This window comes from Rhodococcus sp. RCBS9, assembly GCF_029457415.1.
Classification (GTDB): Bacteria; Actinomycetota; Actinomycetes; order Mycobacteriales; family Mycobacteriaceae; genus Rhodococcus_F; species Rhodococcus_F qingshengii.
The window spans coordinates 5,777,968-5,799,940 of record NZ_CP120422.1 but is presented as its reverse complement, the minus strand read 5'-3'; the positions used below and the strand labels follow the sequence as shown (position 1 = coordinate 5,799,940).

The following is a 21,973-nucleotide window of genomic DNA, read 5'->3' as shown; positions in this document are numbered from 1 at the left end:
CGTCGTGCATGATGTGTAGGACATGAACGCCACTACTGCACTGGTTTTCGGACTGCTTGCCTTGTTGCTGGCCGGTCCGGTTCCCGCACTCCTGAGCCGCTCCACGTGGCCTTACCGCGCTCCACGCGCGGCGTTGGTTCTGTGGCAAGCCGTCGCAATTGCTGCGGTGTTGTCGGCATTCAGCTCGGGCCTGGCCATTGCCAGCCAGCTGCTCGTTCCCGGCGCTGACGGTAGGCCGACGACGGCCCCGACCGCCGAAATCGATGCACTCGGGCTCCCGCTGTGGATTCTGTACGTGGTTGTTTTTGCCCTGACGCTTCTGATCGGCGCGAAGCTGATCTTCTCGATCATCCAGGTCGCTGTGAGAACCCGACGTCGCCGTGCACGTCACCGCGTGTTGGTGGACCTTCTCGACGACTGCGCCATGCCCGCGTCGGTGGAACGCACACCCGATCTGCGGGTACTGGACGTCGACGAACCGATCGCATACTGCCTGCCAGGTCTGCGTCAACGCGTGGTTCTCAGTCAAGGCACTCTGCAGAACCTCGATCATGCCGAGGTCAAAGCCATCCTGACACACGAGCGTTCCCACCTGCGAGCTCGTCACGATCTGGTCCTCGAGGCTTTCACGGCCGTCAATCACGCGTTCCCCCGCTTCGTCCGTAGCAAGTCGGCGCTCGGATCGGTACAACTCCTGGTGGAGTTGCTCGCCGACGATTCAGCCGTGCGGGCTACCGGTCCCACTCCCCTCGCGCGGGCGCTTGTCGCGTGTGCCGGATCGACGGCACCCCGCGGGGCAATGGCAGCGGGCGGGCCGTCGACGCTCATCCGGGTGCAGCGCCTCTCGGCCGACGACGCAGATCCCCGCATCGCAGTTTTTGCGTATCTCGGGGCGGTCGCGATTCTCGTTGTTCCCACGGTTGCGGTGGCTGTGCCCTGGCTCACCGAACTTCGACTGCTTTTCAACGCATACTGAGTCTTGACCTGCGTAACCCCGTGTAGTAGTGCAGGTCACAGGCGGGGCTACCTGACTTCGGTGTCCCCGGTGGCGTAGAGTGGATCACGGCCACCATCGTGGTCCGTCAACATATAACGGCACACAGCCCAATTCCCCGCAGTATGCGTTCGGATTGCCAGGTGACATGTGCCCTGGCTCGTCCCTTTGCGAACTGTGTCGTGTATTTCAGCATGGCTTCTTCCGCTCCGCGACGTGCCCGTAGTCCGGAGAGGTTTCCGCGTGACCAACGCTGTCCAAATGTCGTCTTCTGAGAACATCGAAGACCCCACCGTCAACACCCCCGCTGCCGAAGAAGCAGTCGCCACCGAGCCGGGTATCACCTTCGCCGAGATCGGCCTGCCCGAGCAGCTTGTTGCCGCATTGGCGCGCAACTCCATCACCGTCCCGTCCCCCATCCAGGCGCAGTCCATCCCGGACGCGCTCGCCGGAACCAACGTTCTCGGCCGCGCACAGACCGGATCGGGCAAGACCCTCGCCTTCGGCCTGCCGATGCTGACCCGCCTCTCACGCCACGAAGATCGCCCGGCCGCCAAGCGTCCCCGCGCACTCGTGCTCGTCCCCACCCGTGAGCTTGCTTTCCAGGTGGTCGACTCCCTCAACTCCTACGCCGGAGCACTCGGACTCACGGTTCGCCCCGCTGTCGGTGGAACGCCGTTCGCCAAGCAGGTCGATCAGCTTCGCCGCGGCGTAGACGTCCTCGTCGCAACGCCGGGTCGTCTCGGCGACCACCTGCGTCAGGGCACCTGCATCCTCGACTCGGTGGAAATCACCGCACTCGACGAAGCCGATCAGATGGCGGACATGGGCTTCCTGCCCGAGGTTCGCTCGATCCTCGGTGAGACCCCCGCAGACGGACAGCGTCTGCTGTTCTCGGCAACCCTCGACCGTGAGGTCCAGTCGCTGGTTCGTCAGTTCCTGGCCAACCACGTCACCCACTCCACCGAAGACGGCCGCGCAAGCGTCGACACGATGGAGCACTACGTTCTCCTCGTCGATCGTGGACAGAAGGATTCCGTTCTCGCCGAGATCGGTGCCCGCGACGGACGCACCATCATGTTCGCCCGCACCAAGCTCGGTTGCGAGGGAATCACCGACCGCCTCCGCGCAGTCGGCATCGCTGCCGAGTCGCTTCACGGCGGCAAGGCACAGAACCAGCGCACCCGCGTCCTCGAGCGTTTCAAGAACGGCCGCACCCCGGTCCTCGTCGCAACGGACGTCGCAGCACGCGGCATCCACGTCGACGGCATCGACCTCGTCGTTCACGTCGATCCCCCGGCCGACCACAAGGACTACCTGCACCGCGCTGGTCGTACCGCTCGCGCCGGCGAGAAGGGCACCGTTGTCGCCATCGTGCTGCCCAACCAGAAGCGTCAGTTCAAGCGTCTGACCGGTATGGCCGGCGTCAATGCCGCAGCCGTTGCCGTCACCCCGGGTTCTGCTGAACTTGCTCGCATCACCGGCGCCAAGAAGCCGACCGGAGAACCGTTGCGCGAGAGCTCTTCTCGTGGCGAGCGTTCCTTCGGTGATCGTGGTGGAAGCCGTGGCGGCTACCAGGGCAACCGCTCGTCCGGTGGATACCAGGGCAATCGTTCTTCGGGTGGCTACCAGGGCAACCGCGACGGCGAGAGCCGCGGCGGATATCAGGGTGATCGCTCCAGTGGTGGTTACCAGGGCAACCGCGACAGCCGCCCCTCGACCGGATACCAAGGAAACCGCTCCTCCGGTGGATACCAGGGCAACCGCGACGGCGAGAGCCGCGGCGGATACCAGGGCAACCGTTCGTCCGGTGGATACCAGGGTGATCGCTCCAGCGGTGGTTACCAGGGCAACCGTGACAGCCGTCCGTCCTACGGAGACCGCGACAGCCGCCCGTCGACGGGTTACCAGGGCAACCGCTCGTCGGGCGGATACCAGGGAAGCCGTGACGGCGAGAGCCGCGGCGGATACCAGGGCAACCGTTCGTCCGGTGGTGGATACCAGGGCAGCCGTGACAACAACCGCTCGTACGGCGATCGCGACAGCCGCCCCTCGACCGGCTACCAGGGCAACCGCTCCTCCGGTGGATACCAGGGAAACCGCGAAGGCGGCGACAACCGTGCAGCCTCGACCAGCGGTGGCGGCTTCCGCAGCCGTACCGACCGTCGTAGCTATGACGGATTCGACGGCCCGAAGCGCGATCAGCGGTAATACCTGCGCTGAGCTGCGGCTCGACAACTGAACACTGAGAACCTTCCGGCTGTGCCGGAAGCTGTATCGAGACGGATGCAGGTCACTGCAATTAAAGTGATCTGCATCCGTGTTTTGTATGCACGGTCTGATGTTCACGCGCGTCGCGGCCGCACCGTTTTCGGCTGCGCACAGCGCAGGATTTCACAGCCGCGGACCGAGAGGGAAAGCTGTAAGCATGTCAACCACTAGCACCGAATCACCCCGAGCTCAGATCGGCGTCACCGGCCTGGCCGTCATGGGTTCGAATATTGCCCGCAATTTCGCCCGCCACGGTCACACCGTTGCCCTGCACAACCGCAGCATCGCGAAGACCGATGCCCTGATCGCCGAGCATGGTTCCGAGGGCGATTTCGTGCGCACCGAGACCGTCGAGGAGTTTGTTGCCGCACTTCAGAAGCCGCGACGCGTCCTGATCATGGTCAAGGCCGGCGCCCCGACCGATGCTGTCATCGAAGAGCTCGCGAACGCCATGGAGCCCGGCGACATCATCATCGACGGCGGCAACTCGCTCTACACCGACACGATCCGTCGTGAAGCAGCGATCCGCGCCCGCGGTCTGCACTTCGTCGGCGCCGGTATCTCCGGTGGCGAAGAAGGCGCACTCAACGGTCCGTCGATCATGCCGGGCGGCCCGAAGGAGTCCTACGAGGCTCTCGGCCCGCTTCTCGAGTCCATCTCCGCTCACGTCGACGGCACCCCGTGCTGCACGCACATCGGCCCCGACGGCAGCGGTCACTTCGTCAAGATGGTGCACAACGGCATCGAGTACGCCGACATGCAGCTCATCGGCGAGGCGTACAACCTCTTCCGCGACGCTCTGGGCTACGACGCCGGTCAGGTTGCCGACGTCTTCACCGAGTGGAACAAGGGCACCCTCGAGTCCTACTTGATCGAGATCACCGCCGAGGTGCTCCGCCAGGTCGACGCCGAGACGGGCAAGCCGTTGGTCGACGTCATCGTCGACGCTGCCGAGCAGAAGGGAACGGGCCGCTGGACGGTCAAGTCCGCTCTGGATCTGGGCGTGCCGGTCACCGGTATCGCCGAGGCCGTTTTCGCTCGCGCACTGTCCGGTAGCCGCAATCAGCGCGCTGCGGCTCAGTCGCAGGGTCTGGCTGCCGGCTCTCTCGGCGACAAGCCTGCTGACGCCGAGCAGTTCGCCGCCGACATCCAGGCCGCGCTGTACGCGTCGAAGATCGTGGCGTACGCGCAGGGCTTCGATCAGATCGCTGCCGGCAGCGCCGAGTACGACTGGAACCTCAAGCCTGCCGACCTGGCGACGATCTGGCGCGGTGGCTGCATCATCCGTGCGCAGTTCCTCAACCGCATCAAGGACGCGTTCGACGCCGATCCGAGCCTGCCGAGCTTGATTCTGGCGCCGTACTTCCGCGAGGCCATCGAGGCAGGCATCGACAGCTGGCGCCGCGTGGTCGCCACCGCGACGATGCTCGGCATTCCGGTACCTGCGTTCGCGTCCTCGCTGTCGTACTACGACGGTCTCCGCGCGGAGCGTCTGCCGGCCGCCCTGACTCAGGGTCAGCGCGACTTCTTCGGCGCGCACACCTACGAGCGCATCGACAAGCCGGGCAAGTTCCACACACTGTGGAGCGGTGACCGCAGCGAAATCGAGGCCTGATTCACAGCGGGTATCGGTAGATGCGGTCATCTGCGTCTACCGATACCCGGTAGCCTGGACAAATGCAGGAATCGACGATCGACTCGCCCACCTCGACCGAAGGGCGTTCGTTCGTCGACCTCGGAATCCCCGCCGTGATGGTGCACGCGTTGCGCCGTAGCGGCATCGATGCCCCCTTCCCCATTCAGTCGGCAACCATCCCCGATGTTCTTGCCGGTCGGGATGTACTCGGGCGCGGTGCGACGGGTTCCGGAAAGACTCTGGCCTTCGGGCTTCCGATGCTGGTGCGCCTCAAGGGTGGGGCGAGCAAGCGGAATCGTCCGCGCGGTTTGGTGCTCGCTCCCACCCGTGAGCTGGCGATCCAGATCCACAAGGCACTCGACGACGCCGCTACCGAGATCGGTTTGCGTGTGGCAAATGCGGTCGGGGGCGTTCCGATCAAGCGTCAGGCCGACATCCTTGCCCGCGGCGTCGATCTGCTGATCGCGACCCCCGGGCGCCTACTCGACCTACTCGACCAGAAGTCGGTGATTCTCGACGACGTCGTGATCACGACCATCGACGAAGCCGACCACATGGCGGACATGGGTTTCATCGACGAGGTTGCGAAGATTCTCGACACGACTCCGAAAGACGGTCAGCGTCTTCTCTTTTCGGCGACACTCGACGGCAAGGTCGACGATCTGGTCGCGGGTTACCTGCGCAATCCGGCGTCGCACTCGACTGCTCCCCCGGTTGCGACCGTCTCGACCATGGAACATCATCTGCTCTTCGTCGACCGCGACGACAAGAGATCCGTTGTCGCACATATCGCTTCGCGTGCGGGGCGGACCATCATGTTCGTCAAGACCAAGCACGGTGTGGATCGTCTTGCGCAGCAACTGCATTTGATCGGCGTCTCGGCCGGGGCTCTGCACGGCGGCAAGACGCAGAACAATCGGACCAAGACCCTCGCGTCGTTCTCCGACGGGACAACACCGGTCCTGGTCGCCACCGATGTCGCCGCGCGCGGAATCCATGTCGACGACGTGACGCTCGTCGTTCACGTCGATCCCCCGGCCGAGGCGAAGGACTACCTGCACCGGGCCGGCCGGACGGCACGCGCCGGGGAATCAGGCGTCGTCGTCACCATCGTCACCGACGAAGAACGTGATTCGGTCGAGAAGTTGACCAAGCAGGCAGGCATCAAGGTTCACGGTGTGCGGGTTCGTCCTGACGATCTTGAACTCACGCGCATCACCGGTGCGATGGAGCCGACGGGAATTCCGGTCGAGGCTCCCGATACGACGGTTGCCGTCAAGCACACCGCCAAGCGTGGCCGTCAGGAACACGACACTGCAGGCCGGACCGCTGCCGGAGGCCGGATGAAGAAGGACGGCGACAAGCGCGCCGCCTCCTCGCGGCGCGTCACCGATCCGAAGAGTGTGAAGAAGATCCGTGCGGACGGCACTCCGGTCCCGACCCGTTCGGAGCGTCTGGCGTCCAAGGGCTTGACCCCGCGTCGCGGCGCACCCGGCGCAGGAAAGCCGTCTGCCGGAAATCGGGCGGGCAAGCGCGCACACTGAGGGAATGGGTGATCTTCCACTGATCTCGGTTCTCTGCGCACTTCTCGCTGCACTGCTCTTCGCGTGCGCTTCGGTCGCTCAGCAACGGGCGGCGTCCGCGGTTCCCGAGGGCGAGGCGTTGGTGGCGTCGTTGATTCGCAGTCCTCGGTGGTGGGCCGGGCTGATCGGTGACGGCGGCGGGTACGTCATGCAGGCCGTTGCACTGTCGTTGGGTTCGGTGTTGGTGGTGCAGCCGCTGATCGTGACCTCGTTGCTGTTCGCGCTGCCTCTCTCGGCCAAATTCTCGGGAATCCGCATCACCCGTTCCGCGTGGTCACTGGCGATCATGCTCGCGATTTCCTTGGCGATCTTCCTCGTCGTCGGCGATCCCACCGAGGGAGACAGCAATGCTCCATGGTCGGATTGGGCTGTGCCCCTGACGATTACGGTCGCAGTGGCCGTGGCCGCAACTGTCGGCGGCTTGTCCAAACTCGACGGCGGCTGGCGCGCACTGCTTCTCGGCTCTGCGGCAGGCATCTTCTACGGCGTCGCCGTCGCATTCACCAAGTACGTCACCGACCTACTCGGCCACGGCGTCGTCGGGGTGATTTCGGCATGGCAGACGTGGGCGCTGATCGCCTCGGGCGCAATCGGGGTCTACCTGCAACAGCGCGCGTTCCAGGTCGGGCCGCTGTCGGCGTCGCTACCCGCCCTGACGATCGGCGAGCCGATCGCGGCCATCTTCCTGGGGATGACAGTGCTCGACGAACGCCTCCGCGTCGACGGTCCCGGAATTGCTCTCATCGGGTGCGCCGTCGCCGTCATGATCATGACCACGATCGCCCTTTCCCGCTCACAAGCGCGCGATACCGAGGGCGCTACGGCGGAATCGACGGTAGGCTCGTGAAACGTGCAGTTCCTCGAAGGGCAACGCCCCCCATACGACCTGACCTACGACGACGTCTTCCTCGTCCCTAACCGGACCGAGGTCACCTCTCGGTTCGACGTCGATCTCAATTCTTCCGACGGATCCGGAACGACCATTCCCGTCGTGGTCGCCAATATGACCGCAGTCGCCGGCCGCCGCATGGCGGAGACTGTCGCCCGCCGCGGCGGACTGGTCATCATTCCGCAGGACGTCCCCACCGAAGCTGTCGCCGAGACCGTGGCGTTCGTCAAGAGCCGCCACCTCGTCGCCGATACGCCGGTCACGCTGAGTCCGGACGACGCCGTCTCCGATGCGCTGGCGCTGCTTCCCAAGCGCGCTCACGGCGCGGTCGTGGTGGTCGAGGACGGTAAGCCTCTCGGTGTCGTCACCGAGGCTGCCTGCGCGGATGTCGATCGGTTCACTCGCCTCCGTACCGTCGCGATCACCGACTTCGTCACGGCCCCGGTCACCGCCACACCGCGTGAGGTCTTCGAACTGCTCGAAACCAAGCATGATCCGCTGGCGGTCATCGTCAACGAAGACGGGACTCTTGCCGGCGTCCTCACCCGCACCGGCGCGATTCGTGCCGGCATCTACGACCCCGCAGTCGACGAGCGCGGCGCACTCCGGGTCGCTGCGGCGGTCGGTGTGAACGGTGACGTGGGCGCCAAGGCCAAGGCTCTCGTCGACGCCGGTGCAGACGTGATCGTCGTGGACACGGCTCACGGTCACCAGCAGAGAATGATCGATGCGCTCACCACCCTCAAGGCGCTCGATCTCGGCGTCCCGTTGGTTGCAGGCAACGTGGTCTCCGCACAGGGAACCCGTGATCTGATCGCCGCAGGCGCGGACATCGTCAAGGTCGGCGTCGGGCCCGGAGCCATGTGCACGACTCGCATGATGACCGGCGTCGGACGCCCGCAGTTCTCGGCCGTCGCGGAATGTGCTGCAGCGGCACGTGAGCTCGGCAAGCACGTCTGGGCCGACGGCGGCGTTCGCCACCCCCGCGACGTTGCACTCGCCCTCGCGGCGGGCGCGTCGAACGTCATGATCGGCTCGTGGTTCGCCGGCACATACGAGTCCCCCGGCGATCTCAAAGTCGATCAGGCGGGCAACGCGTACAAGGAGAGCTTCGGTATGGCCTCCAAGCGCGCTGTTGCCGCTCGCACGGCCACCGAAACGGCTTTCGATCGCGCTCGTAAGGGATTGTTCGAGGAAGGCATCTCCAGTTCGCGGATGCGTCTCGATCCCGAGCGCCCCGGAGTCGAGGACCTGATCGATCAGATATGTTCCGGCGTGCGCAGTACCTGCACGTACGCGGGTGCGCGCTCTCTCGAGGAGCTGCACGAGAAGGCCGTTCTGGGCGTGCAGTCCGCCGCCGGATTTGCCGAAGGACGGCCGCTTCCGTCTGGTTGGTGAACCACGTTCTGTGACTGTCGGCGGGTGCTCGGGTCCCTACTCCCGGGCACCCGCCGGTATCATTGGATCCGTAAACAGAAAACAAAACTCGGTCGGGTGCCCTTCGGCGACCCGACCGAGCCCGCTACAGCCGAGAACTACTCGGCTCTGACGAAAGGAACCCGGTGCCCGAGGCACCCACACACTTACCCGGCGCTACACCCGTCGTTTTATCCGAGGAATCTTCTGATTCCGCCGGTTCGGAGGGCTCCTCTAGCGAGCCGGGAGACAAACCCGGCGGCCCCCGTGCACATCTCAGGTGGCGATGACACATGGACATCGTTTTCACCATTCTCAGCCTGGTCGGCTTCATCGCGCTGACTGCAGGCACCGCCCTCTTCGTGGCGGCCGAATTCTCACTGACCGCGCTCGAACGCAGCACCGTCGACGAAGCTGCTCGTGGCGGCGACCGACGCTCGCGGCAGGTTCAACACGCGCACAAGACTCTTTCGTTCCAGCTCTCCGGCGCTCAGCTGGGCATCACGATCACAACCCTGATCACCGGTTACCTGGCCGAGCCGGTCCTGGCACGGTTCATCACACCGGTCACGAAGGCCGTCGGGCTCAGTGAATCCGCGGCCTCGACAACGTCTTTGATCCTGGCGCTCGTGATCGCGACCTCGTTCTCCATGATCTTCGGTGAGCTCGTACCGAAGAACCTCGCAATCTCCAAGCCGATGCCCACCGCCCGCGCGACTGCGGGCCTGCAAGCAGGGTTCTCGCTGATCTTCCGGTGGGCCATCAACGGCCTCAACGGAACCGCCAACTGGATCGTGCGACGCCTGGGCATCGAACCCGCGGAGGAATTGCGCTCCGCGCGATCACCGCAGGAACTCGGGTCCCTCGTGCGGACGTCCGCGCAGCGCGGGTCCATCGACAAGGGCACGGCGATGCTCGTCGACCGTTCACTGCAGTTCGGTGACCGCACGGCAGAAGAGCTGATGACTCCGCGAGTGAAGATCGAATCGCTGGAACTCTCGGACACCGTCGCAGACCTGATCGTGACGGCGTCGCGGACCGGCTATTCGCGCTTCCCGGTCGTTCGCGGCGATCTCGACGACACGGTCGGCGTCGTACACATCAAGCACGCGTTCACCGTTCCGGCCGAACGTCGGCGCACGACGCGCGTCGACAGTCTGGCTCAACGTGTTCCCGTCGTGCCGTCGAGCCTGGACGGAGACACCGTCATGGAGCGAATCCGCTCGGACGGTATGCAGGTTGCGCTCGTCGTCGACGAGTACGGCGGAACTGCCGGCATCGTCACGATGGAAGACCTCATCGAGGAAATCGTCGGCGATGTGCGCGACGAACACGACGAACCCGAACTCGACGTACAGCGCGTCGGCGACGGATGGTCGTGCTCCGGCCTCCTGCGCATCGACGAGGTCACTTCCGCTACCGGGTACACCGCTCCCGAAGGCGACTACGACACGCTCGGCGGCTTGGTGCTCACCGAACTGGGCCGCATCCCCGACGAGGGTGACGAGGTGGAATTGCCCGACGTCGACTCGTCCGGTGATTCGCGCGGAAAGTGGATTGCACGAGTGACCGGCATGGACGGCCGCCGTATCGACCGGGTGACCATCACGCCGGTCCCCGCTTACGTCGAACCCGAATCCGCAGACGACAGCAAGAAGGAGTCCGACGATGAATAACCTCTTCGGTGTACTCCTCACCGTCGTGCTGCTCGCCGGCAATGCATTCTTCGTCGGTGCGGAGTTCGCACTGATCTCCGCACGACGTGACCGCCTCGAAGCACTGGTCGCGCAAGGCAAGAAGCGGGCGCTCACAGTCATCAAGGCCGGTGAGAACCTCTCGCTCATGCTTGCGGCGGCTCAGCTGGGCATCACGATCTGCTCGATCCTCCTCGGTAAGGTCGCCGAGCCCGCCATTGCGCACCTCCTCGAGGTGCCGATGGAAGCCGTCGGCCTGCCCGACGGATTGCTGCACCCGATCTCGTTTGCCATCGCGCTGTCGCTCGTCGTCGTGCTGCACATCCTGCTTGGCGAGATGGTGCCCAAGAACATCGCGTTGGCCGGCCCCGAGAAGACGGCCATGCTGCTCGTTCCCGTGCATCTGGCGTTCATCAAGATCGCTCGCCCGATCATCGCGTTCTACAACCTGTGCGCGAACGGAGTGCTCAAGCTCCTGCGCGTCGAGCCCAAGGACGAACTCGACGTCACGGTCTCGGCGGTGGAGTTGTCCGCGATGATCGGTGAATCGCGATCCGAAGGTCTGATCGACGCCGAAGAACACCGGCGGTTGAAGCAGGCACTCGAATCGACCGATCGGACCGTCTCCGAGGTCCTGATCACTCTCGACAAGGTGCGGACCATTCCCCTCACACCGTCGGGAACAACACTGGGTGAGATCGAGCGTGCGGTCATCGAGACCGGATACTCGCGTTACCCGGTGCGAGCGAGCGACGGATCGCTGGCTGGGTACGTGCACCTCAAGGACGTGCTCGACGAGGTGCTCGACGAGGCCGCTGGACCGGACACCGTCGTTCCGACGTCGGATATCCGACCGCTGCCCATCGTTCCGCTCAGCACACCGCTGGCCGAAGCGTTGGCCGGCCTTCGTCGGGCCAGCTCGCACCTCGGCGCTGTCACGGACGCTGACGGAGTGGTGATCGGTATCGTCGCGCTCGAGGATCTCCTCGAGGAGTACGTCGGAACGGTCCGCGACGGCACGCACCGCGGCACGGATGCTGTTCCCGGACAAAGAAACAGCTGATCGATGACACGTTCGGTGCATTCACTCGCACTCGCGCAGAGCGAGTGGACGGCTCGGCGGGCACTTCACCTCGAGGAGGTGGAGAAGCTCGTCGAGCCGCACCGAGCGCGTCGTAGCGCCGGTATCTCTCACCCGGTGCACGACTTCCTCTTCACGTACTACAACTTCAAACCCGCTCAACTGCGCCGCTGGCACCCCGGGTACGGAGTCGCGCTCGAGAACGCCGCCGAATACGCAGCCTTCTCCGGCTACCGCGTCGACGATTCGGGTACCGCGACAGTCGAGGCCTCAGTACTGGAGCGTCGGCGTCACACAGTCGAATTCGTGTGGAATCTGTTGAATCAGACGTCTGCGCGGCCCGCTGTGCTGGGTTGTTTCGGCCTCCACGAGTGGGCGATGGTCTATCGCGGCGGCGAGGACGCAATCCGTCACCAGTCGGTGCCGCTTCGGCTCGGGTTCGCCGGTACCGACGCGGTCGTCGAATCCCTGCCACTCAAATGCACGCACTACGACGCGTTCCGGTTCTTCACACCGGACGCGGCCCCCAAGAACTCGCTCCCACTTGCACGCGAAACTCAGATCGATCACGAACAGCCGGGCTGCCTGCACGCCGGTATGGACCTGTACAAGTGGAGCTTCAAATTGTTGCCACTCGTCGATTCCGACCTGGTGATGCGGTGCTTCGAACACGCGCTCCTGGCCCGTGAACTCGACATGCGCGCGAGCCCATACGACCTCGCCGAGTACGGGTACTCCCCCATTCGTATCGAAACTCCCGCGGGCCGCGCCGAATACGTGCGTCAGCAACAACAGTTGGCGGATCGTGCTGCGCCGCTCCGCGATACGCTGGCAGAGAAGTGCCGGGAGCTTCTCGGCCACTGAACTGCCGAAAGGCGTCGCATGGATCACGGGTACGGGTTCTATCTCGACGAATACCAGCGTGACGTCGGGGTGCACACCGACGACCGACGCGGGCACATCGAATGCCCGGACGCGGCGGGCTTCCTTGCGGCGCACTTGCCGGTGTTCGACCTCGCTGCGGGCTCGGTAGCGGCGTTCGCCTCGGCGATTCATCGGTCAACCCGCCCGGGCGACGGACACTGGACCCTCGATCCCGAGCGCATCGCCGCGTCCTTCTCGAGCGACCGACTGTTCCGGATCGGCGGCGAGCCGATCAACGGGTTCTCCGAGCACTCGGGGTTCTTTGCCGCCCGCGACGGTTGGGTCCGCACGCACGGCAACTATCCGCACCATCGCGACCGCCTGCTCGCCGTCCTCGCGCTCGATCATGGATCACCCAAAGATGCAGTGGCGCAACGGATATCCGAACTCAGCGCCATCGAGATCGAGCAGCAGGCCGCCGAGATCGGAGCCATCGCGGTCCGTGTTCGTACCGAGACCGAGTGGCGCCTGAGTGAGCAGTGCGCAGCTGCGAGGTCTGCGCCTCTGGTATCCATCCGAGCACGCGACGAGGGAAAACCCCGCACGCATCCGACGCGCCCACGCGTTCTCGACCTGACCCGCGTCATCGCCGGTCCGGTCGCGACGCGTGCCCTGGCGTTGGTCGGCGCTGACGTTCTGCGGATCGATCCCCCGGCGATCCCCGAGATCGGATGGCAGCACCTCGACAGTGGACAGGGCAAGCGGTCGGCGCTTCTCGACCTGAAGTCCTCGGCCGGAGCGGCAGCGTTCCGAGAACTCCTCGAAACCGCAGACGTACTGGTCACCGGCTACCGGCCGGGTGCACTCGAAGCGCTCATCGGGCAGGATCTTCCCGCCCACCTGATTCACGGGCGCGTCAGCGCATGGGGATGGGAAGGTCCGTGGGCGAATCGCCGTGGCTTCGACAGCATCGTGCAGGCCGCGTCCGGCATTTCGTTCCTCGAGGGTGGTGAGAACCCTGGCGCACTTCCGGCGCAGGCACTCGACCACTCGACCGGATACTTCCTGGCAGCGGGGATCCTCGACGCGTTGACACTGCGCTCGCACGACGGCCGTGGCCGCGACGTCGACGTGTCGCTGGCAAGCACAGGCGCTCGTCTTCTCGACGCACCCGGCCGAACCGCCCATCCTGGTCTGCCGACGGCTCCCGGCCTGAATGTTGTTGTCAACCATGCCGACGTGACCACCGCACGACCCGCGCTGGCAGAGTTCGAGGACTACCCCGAACCGGCGCATCCGTGGGGATCGGATCGCGCGGAGTGGGCACACTGAGGGACCGGCACATTCAGGGCAAGATGGACCTGTGAAGTCACATACCTACACACTCGACCTTCAGTGGACGGGCGATCTGGGAACCGGAACGTCCAGCACGCAGGGATATTCGCGCAATCATGCAATATCCGCGGTCGGAAAGCCGGAACTTCTCGGCAGCTCCGATCCCTCGTTCCGCGGTGACGCGCAGCGATGGAACCCCGAGGAACTGCTCGTTGCCTCCCTCGCCCAGTGCCACATGCTCTGGTACCTCGGGCTGGCAGCTGCCGCTGGGGTCGTCGTTCTCGACTACAGCGATCAGCCGGTCGGCAGCATGATCGAGGAATCCGATGGCGGCGGCCAGTTCATCGAAGTGACGTTGAATCCGACGGTGTTGGTCGCGGAGGCGTCGATGGTCGAGAAGGCCCAGGAGCTTCACGGCCCCGCACACACGAAGTGCTTCATCGCTCGGTCGGTGAACTTCCCCGTCCTGCATTCCCCGACGATCCTGGTGGCCACCGATGAGTGACATGCACAAGCTCATCGTCGACGTCGACACCGGTATCGACGACTCGTTGGCGCTTCTCTATCTCCTTGCCAGCCCCGAAGCCGAGATACTGGGGATTGCGAGCACCGCCGGCAACGTTCCGGTGGAACAGGTCGCGGCCAACAACTTGAACTGGCTTGCGCTCTGCGGCGCCCCGGACATCGAGGTTGCACTCGGCGCCCGCGAGCCATTGGTCATACCGTTGCGCACCACCGAGGAGACACACGGTCCGCAAGGAATCGGCCATGCGGTCCTCCCCGATTCGGGTCGCAAGCGCTCGGTCCGAACCGCCACCGACCTCTGGGTGGATCTCGTCCGGGAGTACCCCGGACAACTCACCGGGCTGGTGACGGGGCCGCTCACCAACCTGGCCTTGGCGATCAGACGTGAACCCGATCTGCCGTCTCTGCTGAAGCGACTGGTAGTGATGGGTGGGTCGTTCAACTATCCGGGCAACACGACGCCGACCGCGGAGTGGAACGTCTCGGTCGATCCGCACGCCGCCAAGGAGGTGTTCGACGCGTTCTCCGTCGTACCCGCGCACCGGCGCCCGATCATCTGCGGCCTCAACGTCACCGAATCCATCGAGATGTTCCCCGAACATGTGCGTCGGCTCGCCGAAGCTGCCGGGAGCACCCCGGAAGAGATCATCTCGCCTGACGACGGTCCCGACGTCCGCAGTTCCGCGTCCAACAGCGTGATCAGGCATATGTCCGACGCAATCCGGTTCTACATGGAATTCCACCGTGAATACGACCAGGGATTTCTTGCTCACATGCATGATCCCTTCGCTGCTGCCGTCGCGCTCGATCCGAGCCTGGCGACGCTGAAACCGGCAACGGTAGATGTCGAAACCGAGAGTCCACTGCTGATCGGAACGACGGTCGCGGACTGGGTCGGGCACTGGCAGCGTGAGCCCAACGCGGATATCGCGGTCAGAACCGATCCGGCGGAATTCTTCGATCGACTTGTCCACCGAGTGGGAAATTACGCCCGCGTCGTGGGTTGACCGAGCCGGTCACCGGCTATGCTCGCATGGACAGAACACCAACGAACGAGAACAAAGGACCTGACGTGCAGATTTCCAGCCACGATGCCTCCCCGGCATTTGCGCTCGGATTGATGGCGTTCTGGCCCACTCGTCGTAGCGCATGCTTCGATCAGGCGTGTTGCTGAGCGGCGATTCTCGCTGCCTGCACCCCTGACTTTGTCGCTTCTTCGCTCGGAGTCTGTCTTCTCATGTTCAACCTTCTTTTGTTCACCCTTGTCGGCGTCGGCGCCCAGCTCGTCGACGGCGCCCTCGGTATGGCCTTCGGTGTCACCGCAACCACTCTGTTGATGATCGGTGGCCTCGGTCCGGCTCAGGCCAGCGCCGCTGTTCACCTGGCCGAGGTCGGCACCACCCTCGCTTCGGGTGTGTCGCATTGGAAGTTCAAGAACATCGACTGGAAGCTCGTCGCCAAGCTCGGTGTGCCCGGCGCAGTCGGTGCATTCATCGGCGCAACTGTGCTCTCGGGTCTGTCCACCGAAGCGGCAGTCCCCATCACGGCGACGATCCTGCTGGCCATCGGTATCTATGTGGCACTACGCTTTTCGGTCCGCCCACCGGCCGTCGCGGACGCTCGTACCACCCCGCACACTGCACGTTTCCTGTCCCCACTCGGCCTGTTCGGTGGTTTCATCGATGCATCCGGCGGTGGTGGTTGGGGTCCGATCACCACCAGCACGCTGCTCTCACGAGGAAAGACCGCGCCGCGCACCGTGATCGGCTCGGTCAGCGCCTCGGAGTTTCTGGTCGCGTCAGCCGCGTCGCTGGGATTCCTTGTCGGATTGGGACGTGAGTCGGCGGGAAACCTCCTCGTTGTCGCCGGTCTCGCGCTCGGCGGTGTCATCGCAGCTCCGTTCGCGGCGTGGCTGGTCAGCCGCGTACCTGCAACCTTGCTCGGAACGGCGGTGGGCGGCGTCATCGTGTTGACCAACGCACAGAAGCTGTTCAAATCCTTCGACATCACCGGGGCGGTCACAGTGGCCGGTTACCTGACCATTCTCGGCGCGTGGGCAGCGCTGCTGTTCTACGCGTGGAAGCGGTCCACTCTCACCCCGGCCGAGGCAGAAGGCGATTTCACGGGAGTCGAACTCGCTGTCGAGACCGAACTCACCGAGCCTGCAGTCAAACGCGAACGATAGCTCGTCACAGAAGAAATCCCGGGTATCCGCGCTCGGATACCCGGGATTTCGTTCTTTCCGCGCTAGTTGCTTCCGTCGAACGCGTCGAGAATTCGCCCCGCCGCCAACGCTGCCGTCAGCGAACCGTCACGCACGCTCTGCTCGACGTCGGCCCGGATCGCACGCACCCGATCGTTGCTCGAGAGCCTGCGTAGCAGCTGATCGTTGACCATCGTCCAGGTCCAATCGACCTGTTGCTTGCGACGCTTCTCCTCGAACTGTCCCGCTTCGGTGAGCACCTCACGGTGTTTGGTGACAGTTCCCCAGAACTCGTCCAGCCCGACACCTTCGAGACCGCTCATCGTGATGACGGGCGGCTTCCAGATGGCGTCGTGCGGGTAGATCAGGCGAAGCGCACCCGCCAATTCACGGGCAGCGCCCTTTGCCTCGCGCTCATGCTTGCCATCGGCCTTGTTGACCGCCACCAGATCTGCGAGCTCGAGGACACCCTTCTTGATGCCCTGGAGCTGATCACCGGTACGAGCGAGGGTCAGGAACGTGAAGCAGTCCACCATGTTGGCAACAGTGACTTCGGACTGGCCGACACCCACCGTTTCCACCAGGATGACGTCGAAACCGGCAGCTTCGAGAAGCACGATGGTCTCGCGGGTTGCCTTGGCAACACCACCGAGCGTGCCGGACGTCGGTGACGGCCGGATGTACGCATTCGGTTCGACGGTGAGCCGAGCCATGCGTGTCTTGTCGCCGAGAATCGAGCCGCCGGTGCGGGTGGACGACGGATCGACCGCCAACACCGCAACCCGATGTCCCTTGCTCAGCAAGTACATTCCGAGCGCGTCGATGAAGGTCGACTTGCCGACGCCGGGAACTCCGGTGATGCCGATCCGGTGCGCTCCCCCGGCCTCCGGCAGCAACTTCAGTAGAAGTTGCTGCGCGAGGGCCCGGTGGTCGTCGCGAGTGGACTCGACGAGGGTGATCGCCCGAGCGAGGCCGGCACGCTGATTTCCGCGCACCGCCTCGGCGAGGGAATCAATGTCGATGGGCTGACGTGCCATCTTCAGTGACCCCCTTCTCAGCTGTTGTCGTGACCCAGTTGGGCGGAGAGCTTCTCCAACAATCCGCTGGCAGCGTCGGCGATGACGGTGCCGGGCGGGAAGATGGCAGCAGCGCCGGCCTCGTAGAGTTCGTCGAAGTCACCGGGCGGAATGACGCCGCCGACGACGATCATGATGTCGGGACGACCGGCCGCAGCCAGAGCCTCCCGCAGCGCCGGCACCAAGGTGAGGTGACCGGCTGCCAACGACGACACACCGACTACGTGGACGTCGTTGTCGGCCGCCTGATTGGCGACCTCTTCGGGGGTCTGGAACAGCGGTCCGACGTCGACGTCGAATCCGATGTCCGCGAAGGCCGTGGAGATGACCTTCTGGCCACGGTCGTGACCGTCCTGGCCCATCTTCGCGACGAGGATGCGGGGACGACGTCCCTCGTCATCGGCGAACTTCTCGACCAGTTCCATCGCCTTGCTGATGTTGCTCACCGTTCCTGCCTCGTCGCGGTACACACCACTGATGGTGCGGATCTCGGCCTGGTGGCGTCCGTACACCTTTTCGAGGGCGTCGGAAATCTCGCCGACGGTAGCCATCGCGCGGGCGGCGACGACAGCGAGGGCGAGGAGGTTGTTCTCCATGCCGCCTTCGGTGGATGCGGCAGCTCGAGTAAGGTTCGCCAGTGCGGCCTCGACGGCTTCCGGATCACGTTCCGCGCGAAGACGAACCAACTTCTCGAGCTGTTCCTTCCGGACCTTGGAGTTCTCGACCTTGAGAACTTCGATGGTGTCGACCTCGTCGGGAACGTACTTGTTGACGCCGACGAGCGGCTGCCGACCGGAGTCGATGCGTGCCTGGGTGCGGGCGGCAGCCTCCTCGATGCGCAGCTTCGGGATGCCTTCGTTGATGGCCTGAGCCATTCCGCCGGCTTCCTCGACCTCTTCGATGTGCTTACGAGCCCGGTTGGCGAGTTCGTTGGTGAGCCACTCGACGTAGTACGAGCCACCCCACGGGTCGATGGGACGCACGGTGCCGGATTCCTGCTGCAGCAGCAACTGGGTGTTACGGGCGATGCGGGCGGAGAAGTCCGTCGGCAATGCGATCGCTTCGTCGAGTGCGTTGGTGTGCAAGGACTGAGTGTGGCCCTGGGTGGCAGCCATGGCTTCGACGCAGGTACGCGGAACGTTGTTGAAGACGTCCTGCGCGGTCAGGGACCAGCCGGAGGTCTGCGAGTGGGTACGCAGCGAGAGAGACTTCGCGCTCTTGGGATCGAACTTGGCGACAAGCTCGGCCCACAGGAGGCGTCCGGCGCGGAGCTTGGCGACCTCCATGAAGAAGTTCATGCCGATGGCCCAGAAGAAGGACAGGCGAGGTGCGAACTTGTCGATGTCCATACCGGCGTCGAGGCCGGCGCGGATGTACTCGACGCCGTCGGCGAGGGTGTACGCCAGTTCCAGATCGGCCGTCGCTCCGGCTTCCTGGATGTGGTAGCCCGAGATGGAGATGGAGTTGTACTTCGGCATTTCCGCGCTGGAGTACGCGAAGATGTCCGAGATGATCCGCATCGAGGGCTTCGGCGGATAGATGTAGGTGTTACGAACCATGAACTCTTTGAGGATGTCGTTCTGGATCGTTCCGGCCAGCTTGTCCGGAGTGACACCTTGCTCGCCTGCCGCAGCGACGTACAGCGCGAGAATCGGCAGCACGGCGCCGTTCATCGTCATCGAGACCGAGACCTGCGAGAGGTCGATTCCGTCGAAGAGCTGACGCATGTCGAGGATGGAATCGATTGCGACACCGGCCATTCCGACGTCACCGGCAACGCGAGGATGATCGGAGTCGTAGCCGCGGTGTGTGGCGAGGTCGAAGGCGACCGAGAGACCCTTCTGACCGGCCGCGAGGTTACGACGGTAGAACGCATTCGACTCCGCGGCAGTGGAGAATCCGGCGTACTGGCGAATGGTCCACGGCTGGTTCACGTACATGGTCGGGTACGGACCACGCAGGAACGGCGCTGCGCCCGGGAAGCTGTCGAGCGGGTAACCCGACTCGGCGGCGGCCGTGCGGTCCGCACCGGTGTACACCGGCTTGACGTCGATGCCTTCGGGGGTGGACCAGACAACCTGCTCGGCGGCGTAGTTGTTGGCGTTGGCGCCCTCTTCGATGAGCGCCTGGGCCTGCTCGACCGACGGCGGTGTGGGTGCCGGAGACTGCGGGTCCTCGAGTGGGACCTCGGCGAAACTGCCGATCACGTGCTTGACCTCTCGTGTCGTCACTTGGAGCTTCCCGTCTCGATGAAGTCGAGCAGTTCGGTCAGAGCCGACACTGCGTCGATGCGGGCGGTGAGGAATCCGTCCGGGCGAGAATCGCCGGTCGCGTCGGCGACTGCCTTCTCCGGTCCTGCGAGCAGCACCTTGGTGATGCCGGCGGCGCGAAGTTCGGCGACGGCCGCTGCGGCGCTCTCGCCGTAGCGCTTGTCCGTGCCGCACAGCACGGCGACGGTGGCACCGGAAGCCTTGACTGCAGCGGAGATGGCCTCGGCGCCCACCTCGAGCGGGCCGGGGTTGACTGCGTCGATACCACCCGAAGCGAGCAGGTTGGACGCAAACGTGGTGCGCACGTTGTGTTCTGCAACCGAGCCCAGCGGCGCGAGAAGCGCAGTGGGACGGGCGCCGCCGGCGGCGAGGAACGCGTCCGAACGGTCACGAAGCGCTTCGAATGCAGCTGCGTAGCGGGCGACGGACTGGCCGGGCTCGACGGCTTCGGCGGACAGCGGCGTTTCGCCGAGGTTCGGGAACTCGTTGACACCGGTGACCGTGGTCTTGCGGTGTGCGATGTCGGAGTCGCGCTTGGCCTTGGTAGCGGCGATGCGACCGGAGACGATTCCCGCTTCGAGTGCCGCCAGATATCCGCCGGCTGCTTCGATTTCCTGGAAGAACTCCCACGCGGTGGCGGCGATCTGCTGTGTCAGGTCCTCGACGTACCAAGACCCGGCCGACGGATCGAGGACACGGCCCAGGTGCGACTCCTCGAGCAGGAGCAGCTGTGTGTTGCGCGCGATGCGCGAGGAGAAGGACTTGCTGACACCGAGGGTGCCGTCGGCCAGGGCGACGTCGAACGGAAGAACAGTCACTGCATCTGCTCCGCCGACGCCGGCGCCGAATGCAGCGAGGGTCGTGCGCAGCATGTTCACCCAGGGATCACGCTGAGCCATCATCGCGGCGGAGGTGACTGCGTGCTGCGGCGCTCCACCAAAATCGGAAGCTCCGCAGACCTGGGCGATGCGTGCCCATACGAGACGTGCGGCGCGGAACTTCGCGATGGTCTGGAACTGATCGTCGGTTGCCGCGTAGCGGAAAGCCAACTGCGACAACGCAGCACCGATGGTCAGGCCGCTCTGGGCGGTGAGTGCACGGAGGTACTCGAGGCCGGCGGCGATTGCGGCTCCGAGTTCTTCGGCGTCGCCGGCACCCGCGTTGTGAAAGGCCGTGCCGTCCACGGTGATCGCGTGCACGGTTTCCGCACGAGCGGCGGCGAGGGCGGCCAACTCGACTGCGCCTGCAAATTCGACGTCGGCTGCGCCGGAGAACGAACTGGTCAGCGGTGCTGCACCGAGGTGAACTCGGATACTGCTGCGATCGCTGACACCGTCGCCGGCTTCGCTGCGTGCATCGAGGAGTGAGATGAGTGCTCGGGCTGCATCGTTTGTCGCTGCGCCTGCATCGAGCGTGAGCGGTGCGAGGTCGAGAAGCACGCCCTCGAGCGCAGCGGCGAGGTCGGTGACCGGAACGCCGTCGGCGCCCACCTTCAACCAGAGTGCGCTGACTCCGTTTTCGAGGGCGTCCAGGATGGCGCGATTGGTCTCGGCCGCCGAGGCGGTTCCGAATGCAGCGGAAACCAACCAACCGGCATTGACATCACGGTGAGCGTCGACGCCACGCACGTACGGAAACGTGCCCGGCAAGCTCTGCTCGGGACGCTCGTCGCGTGGGCTGTAGAGCGGTGCGACAGTGACACCGTCGTAGGTGACGGTTTCGAGCAGTTTCTGTGGCTCGGGGCCCAGTTCTGCCGCATCGACTCTGCGGGACTTGGCGAGCACACCGGCTACGGAGCGCTGCCACTCCGCGTACGCCTGCTCGACAGCCTCGGCTTCTGAAGCTAATGACACTGTGTCCGCTCCCTCTCATTTTTTGCGTGAGCGCTTTACCGATAATCGGATTTGTTCGTTAGTTCTGTGATGCTAACCCGCGGTTGAGCCCAGATATCGTGAGGATCACGTCATGTTCTTCACAGGGCTGTTCGTGGCCACTTTCCGACCGGCCGGGCGACGTGCGGATTCGGTCGTTCGTGCACGTGTAACCGGCCCTTACCTAGCGATTGTTCAGCATGTTTGCGGGTTACCCGCGAGTTCGTTTCACTGGCCGGGACTGCAGGTGAAGGCCACTCCGAAA

The 21,973-nt window shown here is 64.6% G+C and carries 16 protein-coding genes; 13 read left to right on the top strand and 3 right to left on the bottom strand.

The window, feature by feature from the left end; all coding sequences use genetic code 11:
• Positions 1–22 precede the first annotated feature (22 nt).
• The 13 genes from P0M12_RS27225 to P0M12_RS27165 all read left to right on the top strand — a co-directional run bounded on the left by P0M12_RS27225 (position 23) and on the right by P0M12_RS27165 (position 16,473).
• A complete protein-coding gene (locus P0M12_RS27225; protein WP_003944922.1) occupies positions 23–976 on the top strand; it encodes a M56 family metallopeptidase in 954 nt (317 codons plus the stop codon).
• 261 nt (positions 977–1,237) lie between these two features.
• The gene (locus P0M12_RS27220; RefSeq protein WP_161120773.1) at positions 1,238–3,205 is read left to right on the top strand and encodes a DEAD/DEAH box helicase; all 1,968 of its coding nucleotides are present in this window, start codon (positions 1,238–1,240) and stop codon (positions 3,203–3,205) included.
• Between the two features lie 217 nt (positions 3,206–3,422).
• Positions 3,423–4,880, top strand: a complete 1,458-nt coding sequence (gndA, locus tag P0M12_RS27215; protein WP_193595292.1) for an NADP-dependent phosphogluconate dehydrogenase — start codon at positions 3,423–3,425, stop codon at positions 4,878–4,880.
• Between the two features lie 62 nt (positions 4,881–4,942).
• Positions 4,943–6,445, top strand: a complete 1,503-nt coding sequence (locus P0M12_RS27210) for a DEAD/DEAH box helicase (RefSeq protein WP_276116939.1) — start codon at positions 4,943–4,945, stop codon at positions 6,443–6,445.
• Between the two features lie 4 nt (positions 6,446–6,449).
• Positions 6,450–7,331 (top strand): DMT family transporter, encoded by an 882-nt coding sequence (locus P0M12_RS27205; protein WP_003944968.1) that lies wholly within the window; start codon positions 6,450–6,452, stop codon positions 7,329–7,331.
• Between the two features lie 3 nt (positions 7,332–7,334).
• Positions 7,335–8,771, top strand: a complete 1,437-nt coding sequence (locus P0M12_RS27200) for a GuaB1 family IMP dehydrogenase-related protein (RefSeq protein WP_020969620.1) — start codon at positions 7,335–7,337, stop codon at positions 8,769–8,771.
• Positions 8,772–9,082: 311 nt separating this feature from the next.
• Positions 9,083–10,465 carry a hemolysin family protein gene (locus tag P0M12_RS27195; RefSeq protein WP_003944847.1) on the top strand — a complete coding sequence of 461 codons (1,383 nt, stop codon included), beginning with the start codon at positions 9,083–9,085 and terminating at the stop codon, positions 10,463–10,465.
• Entirely contained in the window at positions 10,458–11,546 is a 1,089-nt protein-coding gene (locus P0M12_RS27190) for a hemolysin family protein (protein ID WP_003944826.1), read from the top strand. The genes P0M12_RS27195 and P0M12_RS27190 overlap by 8 nt, the downstream gene beginning before the upstream one ends.
• A 3-nt stretch (positions 11,547–11,549) precedes the next feature.
• Positions 11,550–12,428 (top strand): hypothetical protein, encoded by an 879-nt coding sequence (locus P0M12_RS27185; RefSeq protein WP_064075308.1) that lies wholly within the window; start codon positions 11,550–11,552, stop codon positions 12,426–12,428.
• A gap of 18 nt (positions 12,429–12,446) precedes the next feature.
• Entirely contained in the window at positions 12,447–13,760 is a 1,314-nt protein-coding gene (locus P0M12_RS27180) for a CoA transferase (protein WP_277377106.1), read from the top strand.
• A 31-nt stretch (positions 13,761–13,791) separates the two neighbouring features.
• Positions 13,792–14,268: an OsmC family protein gene (locus P0M12_RS27175; protein ID WP_007727816.1), complete on the top strand. Its 477-nt coding sequence runs from the start codon at positions 13,792–13,794 to the stop codon at positions 14,266–14,268.
• Positions 14,261–15,295 carry a nucleoside hydrolase gene (locus P0M12_RS27170; RefSeq protein WP_003945017.1) on the top strand — a complete coding sequence of 345 codons (1,035 nt, stop codon included), beginning with the start codon at positions 14,261–14,263 and terminating at the stop codon, positions 15,293–15,295. The genes P0M12_RS27175 and P0M12_RS27170 overlap by 8 nt, the downstream gene beginning before the upstream one ends.
• A 230-nt stretch (positions 15,296–15,525) precedes the next feature.
• Positions 15,526–16,473, top strand: a complete 948-nt coding sequence (locus P0M12_RS27165) for a sulfite exporter TauE/SafE family protein (RefSeq protein ID WP_007727818.1) — start codon at positions 15,526–15,528, stop codon at positions 16,471–16,473.
• 62 nt (positions 16,474–16,535) lie between these two features.
• On the opposite strand, the gene meaB is transcribed toward P0M12_RS27165, so the two are convergent.
• The 3 genes from meaB to mutA are packed head-to-tail and all read right to left on the bottom strand — an operon-like array spanning position 16,536 to position 21,690.
• Positions 16,536–17,528 (bottom strand): methylmalonyl Co-A mutase-associated GTPase MeaB, encoded by a 993-nt coding sequence (meaB, locus tag P0M12_RS27160; protein ID WP_007727819.1) that lies wholly within the window; start codon positions 17,526–17,528, stop codon positions 16,536–16,538.
• Between the two features lie 17 nt (positions 17,529–17,545).
• Positions 17,546–19,798, bottom strand: coding sequence for a methylmalonyl-CoA mutase (gene scpA, locus P0M12_RS27155; RefSeq protein WP_042449118.1), 2,253 nt, complete (start codon positions 19,796–19,798; stop codon positions 17,546–17,548).
• Complete coding sequence (gene mutA, locus P0M12_RS27150; RefSeq protein ID WP_054188231.1) at positions 19,795–21,690, bottom strand: methylmalonyl-CoA mutase small subunit; 1,896 nt, start codon at positions 21,688–21,690, stop codon at positions 19,795–19,797. Before mutA ends, scpA begins: the two co-directional genes overlap by 4 nt.
• Between the last annotated feature and the right edge of the window lie 283 nt (positions 21,691–21,973).